Below are 8,286 nucleotides of genomic sequence, written 5' to 3'. Positions count from 1 at the left end.
GCCGCCCGGGGCGCGCGTCGGCGGCGCCTCGCCTGCGTCTGCGGCCGCGCTGCCCGCCCCACCCCGCGCCCCCCCCCCCCCCCCCCGCCCCCCCCCCCCCCCCCCCCCCCCCCCCGCGACTGCAATGCCGGTTACCGATTCGGGGAGAGAACCGGAATCAACCCAACCCGATCCATGGACTTGGCGACAAGCGGCGCTAAATCGACTAGAATAGCGCTTGAACGAAAAGTGGCAGCTCCGGGCGGCCATCCTGGCGGTGACCGCCCCGACATACGGGAGGAAGGTTATGGCCGGCTTTCATGTCATGGCGGACGCACGTGGAATGCATGTGCAGCCAGCAGTGCGGCGCATTACCACGTCGGACCTTTGGGATGCACTGCGCCTCGGCGCCGAGGATTTCTGGGCAAAGCCGTCGCATTACGTGTTCCTGTGCCTGATCTATCCCATCGTCGGCCTGATCCTGACGCGGTGGACGTCGTCTGGCGCCAATGCCATCCAGCTCATCTACCCCCTGATGTCGGGTTTCGCGCTGGTTGGGCCGTTTGCCGCGATCGGCCTTTACGAGATCAGCCGCCGGCGCGAGCTCGGCATGGACACCTCCTGGTGGCATGCCCTTGACGTGCGCCGCTCGCCAGCGATTCCGTCGATCGTGGTGATCGGGGTGATGCTGGTCGCGCTGTTCCTATTGTGGCTGTACACCGCCCAGTCGATCTACACTGGCCTGTTTGGCGATCGGCCCCCGTCCTCGATCGGAGACTTCGTCCGCGAGGTGCTGACGACCAGCAAGGGCTGGACGCTGATCCTTGCCGGCAACGCTGCGGGTTTTGTCTTCGCCGCGGTCGTGCTGGCCACCACCGTGATTGCCTTCCCGCTGCTGCTCGACCGCGATGTCGGCGCCGTTTCGGCCATCGAGACCTCAGCGCGGGCGGTCATGACCAATCCGCTGCAGATGGCGCTGTGGGGCTTGACGGTTGCCGTGCTTCTGGTGATCGGCTCCATCCCGCTGTTCGCCGGACTGGCCGTAGTCATGCCGATCCTTGGTCATGCCACCTGGCACCTCTACCGCAAGGTGGTCGAGCCGGAGCGGGCGGAGCAGACAAGGCGGCCGATGTAGGCAAGCCGCCTCGTTGCCGATGAGCACCCCCGGAGCGCCTGACAAAGAGCGCCTGTACAGACCCCGATATGTTTGGTTTGTCAGGTGATCTCGATGGCCAACTGACTGAGATCTACCCATGGCGCGCAAACTGCGGGGATTGCTCAGAAAACTTGTTTGGCTGGCCTGCTTTGGCATTGTTGGCTATCTCGATGCCGCCCCCGCAAGCGCTGACCAGCCGGTGCAATTTGAAAGCGCAACTTTGAAGCCAACGCCGTTTCAGGAGCGCAATGCGCAACAAAACGGGCAAGTGATCAAAGCTGTTTCCGGCACACCATTGAACGGGTATCTAACGCGACCGCTGGGTGAGGGGCCGTTTCCTGCGATCGTACTTCTCCATGGGTGTGCAGGTGTGCTCTCGAATGACAAGCAAACCTGGCCCGAGCGGCTGTCCTCCTGGGGTTATGTCGTCCTCGTTGTCGACAGTTTCAGCACGCGCGGCATTCACGAGACGTGTGATCGCAGCCTGCTTGCTGATCGGGTCTATGACGCCTACGGCGCCTTGGAGTTCCTATCGAAATACAGTTTCGTCGACCCGCAGCGCATAGCGTTGATGGGGTTCTCCGCCGGCGGGATCGCAACGCTCGAGGCCGTGCAGCTTGGTGGCGCCGAGCAGCTTATGGAGCGCAAGTTCAAGGCAGCGATTGCCTACTATCCGCGATGTTCGCTAGCGAATGGCGACATGGCGGTCCCGACCTTGATTCTGGCCGGTGAACTTGACGATTTTAGCCCTGCCCAAGAATGCCGGGCGATGATGAAGCAGCGCAGCGGCAAGGGAAGCTCCGTGCAGCTCAACGTCTACCCAGGTGCTCGTCATGCATTTGACGCTCCGGAATTCAAGAACGGTATCGAGGCCTACGGTCACCGGGTAGAGTACAATGCAGCTGCGGCCGATCAATCGACAAGCGATGTCCGTGCGTTTCTGAAAGAAGTCTTCGGCGGCTGACAGCCGGGACCACCGTTTTGCCCTGTCGCTCTCAGCGCTGCGCGTCGGTTGCCATCTTCAGCGCCAGTGCCGCCAGCACGGTGCCCATCATCCAGCGCTGGATGACCAGCCACAAGGGCCGTCCGGAGAGGAAGGTGGCGATCGAACCGGCCGTCACCGCGATGATGGCATTGACGGTGAGGCTGATCGTGATCTGCGTGGCGCCCAGCACCAGAAGCTGCGACAGGACATGGCCTTTGCCCGGGCTGATGAACTGCGGCAGCAGCGACAGATACAGCACGGCCACCTTCGGATTGAGCAGGTTGGTCATCAGGCCCATCGCGAACAGCTTGCGCGGCCTATCCCTTGGCAGTTCGCGCACCTGGAATGGCGAACGCCCGCCCGGCTTCACCGCCTGCCAGGCAAGCCAAAGGAGATAGAGCACACCGGCAAAGCGCAGCGCGTCATAGGCATAGGGCACGGCGAGCAGCAGTGCGGTGATGCCGAAGGCCGCCGCCAGCACATAGAAGAGAAAGCCGAGCGCCACGCCACCGAGCGAGATCAGCCCGGCCTTCGGCCCTTGCGACAGGGAACGCGAGATCAGATAGATCATGTTGGGGCCCGGCGTCAGCACCATGCCGAGGCAGACCAGCGCGAAGGCGAGATGATTGGCGGTTTCGGGCATCGGTTCGTTCCCCTGCCGTGGGTACATGATCCCGCGAGCCGTTGAGATGTGCCTGTCCCGGCAGGCGCGCGCAAGAGCAGGGTTGCGCCAGCCGTTGCGCCAGTTGGTTGCCGATGCCTCTGGATCAGCCGACGATGTCGCTCAAACGTTCGGAGGCGTCTCTCATTTCACGAGAGTAATGCGGCGGCTGGCATACATCTCGCGATTTCCAAGAGCGGCCGTGCAATCCGTTCTGACGGATGAGTTTCCCGTCATCTGCACGGTCTTGCCAACAAGCCTCAGGCAGTCGCCTTGGCCGCTCATATCCGAGTTGCCGGCGTAGGAAATGGGAGCGTCAGGCGCATAGATGAAACCGCTGATCACGGAATTTGCGCCGCCATTCAGCGTCAGGGCGGACGTGTTCCCGCGATCCTCGAAAATGGTGATGCCGGCGTAAGGGCCGCTGGTCGGCGGGGAAAGGTTCACCTGCTCATTGGCGTTTATGTAGATCTGTGCGCCCTCCATGAGGAATATAGTCACGCCCTGGCCGGTCAGGCTACCGTTGCCTCCGGGCTTGATGGCGGTGCCGCGCAGGATGTAGACGCCCGGATCAAGTGTGATGTTTCCCGACAATGTTTTGTCGCAATAGGTGCCGGGTGACAGCCTGTAGGTCTTGCCGTTCCCGTTCGGGACCGGCAGACACAATGTGAAGGGAGGAGGGACGACGTCGGCCAAAGGATCAAACGACGCATATTGATGTTCGAGCGGCGTTCCACAGGTGAGATTGGCGTTGGGTAACGAAAGGCCGGAAGTGCCGCCGACGGTCGAGACGCAGCCCGCTGAAACCAGCGCGGAACCGCCTCTGTTCACAGCATCGGACGCATCGGAGTTTGCCGCAATCACGCAGTTGGTCATCGAGACATTGGTCGAGCCCTGCAGGCTCACGGCGGCCGATGCCTGCGGATCGAGCGCCAGCACGCAGGCTTGCGCGCCGGGTTCCAGTTTGACCGAGGCGGAGCGGTGAGCCGGCCAGGACGGCGCGCCGCGGATAAAGCTTGCTCGGCTGATGCTGGAGGAAACCGAAATGTAGTAGGCGCTCGCGTCCCCGCTGGCTGCCGCCGAAAAGTTGGAGACGCTGCCCGAATATTCTTGCTGGTCGGCGGTGCTCATGTTGGCCGAGAAAAATGTCAGCCCGAGCGCCCGGACATTACTTGCCGTCATGCCGGGCGAGTACTTCGTGCCGACTGCGAGCCCAGCCGCGTCCAGTGAGTTCTGCAATTGCGCGGCGTCGTCGCTCGTGCCCACCAGATCCATGATGCCGGCCACGCTGATCATTATCGGCAGCATCGCTATGGCGGTCGCCAAGGCAAAGTTGCCGCGCCTGTCGCGCGCGAATCTGAGGATCATCGCCTTCAGCATCCCTGCCCAGAAGCCAGTTTTCGGCATGACAATGCTGACAAAATGCTAAATTTCATGTTGCTGGATGTCTCAAAGGCCGGCCAGCTTTTTGATGGTTCGTTAACCATGCCGGCTCCGACGGCGCAATAATGCGCCGTTATGACAACTCTCTGAAGCGGCGAAAACATTGGCGCCGCGCTCCTTTGTGCGAGGCATCCGCTACCGCTCCCGCGGCCACGCTGAAAGCGGGTGACAGGCCGGGGCGGTTCGGCTAATCCGAACCGGCTGCGGCGAACCGTCGGCCGTGGTGCTCGTGGTGATCATGACTGAAGGAAATGGCATGGCGGATTCGCCTGAAATCATCGGCTCGCTCGAAGACGTGTCGAAGACCTATTCGGCAATCCTGTGCGATGTCTGGGGCGTGGTCCACAATGGCGAGAGCCATTTCCCGGTGGCGGCCTCGGCGCTTGCGAGGGCTCGAGAGGTAGAAATCCCCGTCGTCCTGATCACCAATTCGCCGCGCAGAAGTGCCGATGTCGTGGCGCAGATGAACGCTATCGGCGTTCCACTATCAGCCTACGACCGGGTGGTCACGTCCGGCGACGTGACCCGAGATTTGATCGCCGAGGGCCCGCGCAAGATTTTCCATATCGGCGCCGACCGTGACTTCACCCTCTATGAAGGTCTCGACGTCGAACTTGTCGAGGAATTCGAGGCGTCCGGCGTCGTCTGCACCGGTCTATTCGATGACGAGGTCGAGAAGCCCGAGGATTACACCGAGCTTCTGCGGCGGCTGCGCGCCAGGAACCTGCCCTTCATCTGTGCAAATCCCGACATCGTGGTCGAGCGTGGCGAACGCCTCATCTGGTGTGCCGGCGCGCTGGCACGCGATTATGCCCAACTCGGCGGCCGCACATTGATCGCCGGAAAACCCTATGCGCCGATCTACAACCTCGCCATGAAGGAGGTTGTGGAGCTTCTCGGCCGGCCGGTCGAGCGCGGCCAGGTGCTGGCCATAGGCGACGGCATGATGACGGATGTGAAGGGCGCTGCCGACAATGGCTTCGACGTTCTCTATGTCTCCGGCGGTATCCATGCCCGCGACTACGGCGATGCACTGCAACCGGATCCGGCAAGGCTGGCTGCCTTCCTGGAAAAGCATGGTTATCGTCCGGTGGCCGTCATTCCCAGACTGCGGTAGATGATGATGGCAGCTTTCCAACACATTCTCGCAACCGCACCGCTGCCCGCCGACCTGCGCGGCGGCGTGGTGGCGATCGGCAATTTCGATGGCGTCCATCGCGGTCATCAGGCGGTGCTCGAGCGGGCATTGGCTGAAGCCGGGCGGCGCGGGGTGCCGGCCCTGGTGCTGACATTTGAGCCGCATCCGCGCAAGATTTTCAGGCCCGATATACCGTTGTTCGTGCTGACGCCGCCGCCGATGAAGGCGCGGCTCCTGTCCCTGCTGGGTTTTGCCGCGCTCGTCGAACAGCCGTTCACACGCGACTTCGCCTCGCTGTCGGCGGAAGCATTCGTGACCGATGTGCTGGAAAAGAACCTTGGCATAACCCACGCCGTGACCGGGTTCGATTTCCATTTCGGCAAGGATCGTCAAGGCGGTCCGGCCTACCTGATGGCAGCCGGCGAGCGTCACGGCTTCGGCGTAACGCTCGTCGACGCCTTCCGTGACGAGGGCGCCGAGGTGATCTCGTCCAGCCGCATCCGCGAGCTGCTGAGCGAGGGCGAGGTGGCCGAGGCCGCCGGACTGCTCGGCTATCGCTTCACCGTCGAAAGCGAGGTGGTCGGCGGCCAGCAACTCGGCCGCACACTTGGCTTTCCGACCGCGAATATGAGGCTGTCGGCCGAAGCCGCCCTGAAGGAGGGTATCTATGCCGTCAGCTTTCGCCGCGCTAACGGCACGCTTCACGACGGTGTCGCCAGCTTCGGCCGTCGCCCGACGGTCGACGACAACGGTGCGCCGCTGCTGGAAACCTTCGTCTTTGATTTCTCCGGGGATCTCTATGGCGAGATCTGCCGGGTTTCCTTCTTCGGGTTCCTGCGCCCCGAGGTGAAGTTCGAAGGGCTCGACGCGCTGGTCACGCAGATGAAGCGCGATGAAGCCGAGGCGCGCACGCTGCTTGCCGGCGTCAAACCGCTCTCCGACCTTGACGCCGCTATAGCCTTTTGAAGCATGATCCCGAAAAGTGGGAACCGGTTTTCGGACCAGATCATGCGCAAACGGGATCAAGCATGATCCCGAAAAGTGGGAACCGGTTTTCGGACCAGATCATGCGCAAACCGGACACTACCTTTTCAGCGCCAAACCGACGGCAATGAAGGTCCAGCCTTGGAAGATCAGGTCGATCGCCAGGAAGAGCCCGAGCACCCACAGGCTGTTGACCGGCCAGCCCATGGCGATGATCAGGCCGGCAAGTGCACTGATGACACCGGCCGCGACGACCCAGCCCCAGCCGCGTTGCGGCCGGTGGCTGTAGCCGACCCATGCCCTGAGCACGCCTGACGCGACCAGCGCGATCGCCAGCAGGAACGTCAGCACCGCCGAGGCAAGCAGCGGATTGTTGAAAGCGAAGAAGCCTGCGATGGCATAGAGCAATCCGCTGAGCAGCCAGTAGAAGAAGCGGCCCCACGTCTTGACCCCGAACGCATGCACGATCTCGATGACGCCCGCCACCAGCATCAGCCATCCCACGACATAGACCGAAGCCACCGTGGCGATGAACAGATTGCCGAATGCAATGCCGCCGAAGATGAGCAGCAGCACGCCGAGCGCGACAAACCACCCCCATTTTGTCCGGGTCTGTTCGATCGCGATTTTCAAGGCGTCGCCATTCAGGGTCATTGTCGCGGTCTCTACCAAGGGCTGCGGGATGCTGCCGGACGTTAGTCCTGGCGCCGGTCAGCGTCCAGTCGATGGCCGGCAGTGAGGGATCGTCGCAAACCGCGTGCGGATGTCTCGGGCTTAAATCAAATTTTACCAAACGGCCGTCAAAGCTGTCATCGGTAGCCGTGGGCGTCGTGTTAGTGGAGTGGCCATGAGTCCGGTCGGAAAAATCTCTCTGGTGTTGGCCGCAGCGCTGCTCGGTTGGGCGGGCGCTGCCAATGCGGGCGAGGGCAGCTGGTTGTCCGGTGACTGGTATCTGACAGTTGGCGCCACGGGCATGGTGGCGCCGAACTTCGAGGGCGGCAAGAAGTACCTGCTCAGCGCTTCTCCGATCATATCGTTGGGTAAGGCCGGACCGGCGGCACGTTTCACCTCGCGCAACGACAACATCTCGCTGGCGCTGGTCGACGATGGCAGTGTCCGTGCCGGCCTGACCGGCAAGTTCCTGTTTTCCCGTGACGACGGCAACGCCGATGAACTGAAGGGCCTCGATCCGGTGCGCTGGGGCGGCGAGGTTGGCGGCTTCTTCGAATTCTATCCGACCGATTGGCTGCGTGCCCGCGCCGAGCTTCGCCACGGCATTCGCGCTCACAACGGCTTTGTCGCCGACATCGCTGCCGACGCCTTCTACGATGTGACGCCAACCCTCAGGATTTCGGGCGGACCGCGCGTTTCCTTCGCCTCGGCCAACTATTTCGACGCCTATTATGGCGTCAATGCGCAGGAAGCCGTGGCCTCGGGCCTTAGCGAATATCACCCCGGTGGCGGCCTGAAATCGACCGGCCTCGGCGGCGCAATAACCTGGAAGGTGACCGAGCCGATGACCGCCAGCCTGTTTGGCGAATATTCGCGCTTGATGGGACCGGCCGCCGATTCCAGCCTGGTCAAGCAACGCGGCGACCGCAATCAGTTCATGATCGGCGTGTCGACCACCTATCGCTTCGATTTCACGATGTAGGTGAATCGAACGAGACGCTTTATTCCTGCGCTCATCTCCGCTAAAAGCCGGGGCATGACGAGCTTTTCGCGCCTTTGCAGGCTGACGATACGAATTATGAGCCCGGTGTTCCGGGTGGCCTGAGCGCCGCCGGAACCGCCGGGATTTTGGCGTGCGCCCTCTCGCGCTTTTTCCAGATCATCAGGCATGTCGCCCAAAAGTGGCCCCGGTTTTGGGAAACCGACATGCGTAAAAGTAAAGTTCAACGCCCGAGCTGCTTAGCCTCCGGGCAAATGCACATGGCAGA

At 62.3% G+C, this 8,286-nt stretch carries 9 protein-coding genes; 5 read left to right on the top strand and 4 right to left on the bottom strand.

Annotated elements, in window-relative coordinates:
* Window positions 1-286: 286 nt before the first annotated feature.
* Window positions 287-1,114: a DUF2189 domain-containing protein gene (locus tag NKI20_RS01400; RefSeq protein ID WP_352827611.1), complete on the top strand. Its 828-nt coding sequence runs from the start codon at window positions 287-289 to the stop codon at window positions 1,112-1,114.
* A 118-nt stretch (window positions 1,115-1,232) separates the two neighbouring features.
* Complete coding sequence (locus NKI20_RS01395; RefSeq protein ID WP_352827609.1) at window positions 1,233-2,099, top strand: dienelactone hydrolase family protein; 867 nt, start codon at window positions 1,233-1,235, stop codon at window positions 2,097-2,099.
* 31 nt (window positions 2,100-2,130) lie between these two features.
* Here NKI20_RS01395 and NKI20_RS01390 read toward each other — a convergent pair whose 3' ends face one another.
* Window positions 2,131-2,763, bottom strand: a complete 633-nt coding sequence (locus NKI20_RS01390) for a LysE family translocator (protein WP_023762294.1) — start codon at window positions 2,761-2,763, stop codon at window positions 2,131-2,133.
* Window positions 2,764-2,925: 162 nt separating this feature from the next.
* Window positions 2,926-4,161: a TadE/TadG family type IV pilus assembly protein gene (locus NKI20_RS01385; RefSeq protein ID WP_352827606.1), complete on the bottom strand. Its 1,236-nt coding sequence runs from the start codon at window positions 4,159-4,161 to the stop codon at window positions 2,926-2,928.
* Between the two features lie 319 nt (window positions 4,162-4,480).
* Here NKI20_RS01385 and NKI20_RS01380 point away from each other — a divergent pair, with 319 nt between their 5' ends.
* Window positions 4,481-5,341 (top strand): TIGR01459 family HAD-type hydrolase, encoded by an 861-nt coding sequence (locus tag NKI20_RS01380; protein WP_352827603.1) that lies wholly within the window; start codon window positions 4,481-4,483, stop codon window positions 5,339-5,341.
* A gap of 6 nt (window positions 5,342-5,347) precedes the next feature.
* Window positions 5,348-6,328 carry a bifunctional riboflavin kinase/FAD synthetase gene (locus tag NKI20_RS01375; RefSeq protein ID WP_352827645.1) on the top strand — a complete coding sequence of 327 codons (981 nt, stop codon included), beginning with the start codon at window positions 5,348-5,350 and terminating at the stop codon, window positions 6,326-6,328.
* 117 nt (window positions 6,329-6,445) lie between these two features.
* On the opposite strand, the gene NKI20_RS01370 is transcribed toward NKI20_RS01375, so the two are convergent.
* Window positions 6,446-7,000 carry an HdeD family acid-resistance protein gene (locus tag NKI20_RS01370; protein ID WP_352827601.1) on the bottom strand — a complete coding sequence of 185 codons (555 nt, stop codon included), beginning with the start codon at window positions 6,998-7,000 and terminating at the stop codon, window positions 6,446-6,448.
* A 193-nt stretch (window positions 7,001-7,193) separates the two neighbouring features.
* Between NKI20_RS01370 and NKI20_RS01365 the strand changes: the two genes are divergently transcribed.
* Window positions 7,194-8,000 carry a MipA/OmpV family protein gene (locus tag NKI20_RS01365; RefSeq protein WP_352827599.1) on the top strand — a complete coding sequence of 269 codons (807 nt, stop codon included), beginning with the start codon at window positions 7,194-7,196 and terminating at the stop codon, window positions 7,998-8,000.
* Here NKI20_RS01365 and NKI20_RS01360 read toward each other — a convergent pair.
* Window positions 7,976-8,245 (bottom strand): hypothetical protein, encoded by a 270-nt coding sequence (locus NKI20_RS01360; RefSeq protein ID WP_352827596.1) that lies wholly within the window; start codon window positions 8,243-8,245, stop codon window positions 7,976-7,978. The genes NKI20_RS01365 and NKI20_RS01360 overlap by 25 nt on opposite strands.
* Between the last annotated feature and the right edge of the window lie 41 nt (window positions 8,246-8,286).

The sequence above is a fragment of the Mesorhizobium sp. M0830 genome, assembly GCF_040319965.1.
Lineage (GTDB): Bacteria > Pseudomonadota > Alphaproteobacteria > Rhizobiales > Rhizobiaceae > Mesorhizobium.
This window is presented reverse-complemented; position numbering and strand designations above follow the sequence as displayed.

Coding starts and splice junctions, on each gene's coding strand:
- NKI20_RS01370 (WP_352827601.1), bottom strand. CDS start 7,000: ATGACCCTGAATGGCGACGCCTTGAAAATCGCGATCGAACAGACCCGG.
- NKI20_RS01375 (WP_352827645.1), top strand. CDS start 5,348: ATGGCAGCTTTCCAACACATTCTCGCAACCGCACCGCTGCCCGCCGAC.
- NKI20_RS01385 (WP_352827606.1), bottom strand. CDS start 4,161: ATGCTGAAGGCGATGATCCTCAGATTCGCGCGCGACAGGCGCGGCAAC.
- NKI20_RS01380 (WP_352827603.1), top strand. CDS start 4,481: ATGGCGGATTCGCCTGAAATCATCGGCTCGCTCGAAGACGTGTCGAAG.
- NKI20_RS01390 (WP_023762294.1), bottom strand. CDS start 2,763: ATGCCCGAAACCGCCAATCATCTCGCCTTCGCGCTGGTCTGCCTCGGC.
- NKI20_RS01400 (WP_352827611.1), top strand. CDS start 287: ATGGCCGGCTTTCATGTCATGGCGGACGCACGTGGAATGCATGTGCAG.
- NKI20_RS01395 (WP_352827609.1), top strand. CDS start 1,233: ATGGCGCGCAAACTGCGGGGATTGCTCAGAAAACTTGTTTGGCTGGCC.
- NKI20_RS01365 (WP_352827599.1), top strand. CDS start 7,194: ATGAGTCCGGTCGGAAAAATCTCTCTGGTGTTGGCCGCAGCGCTGCTC.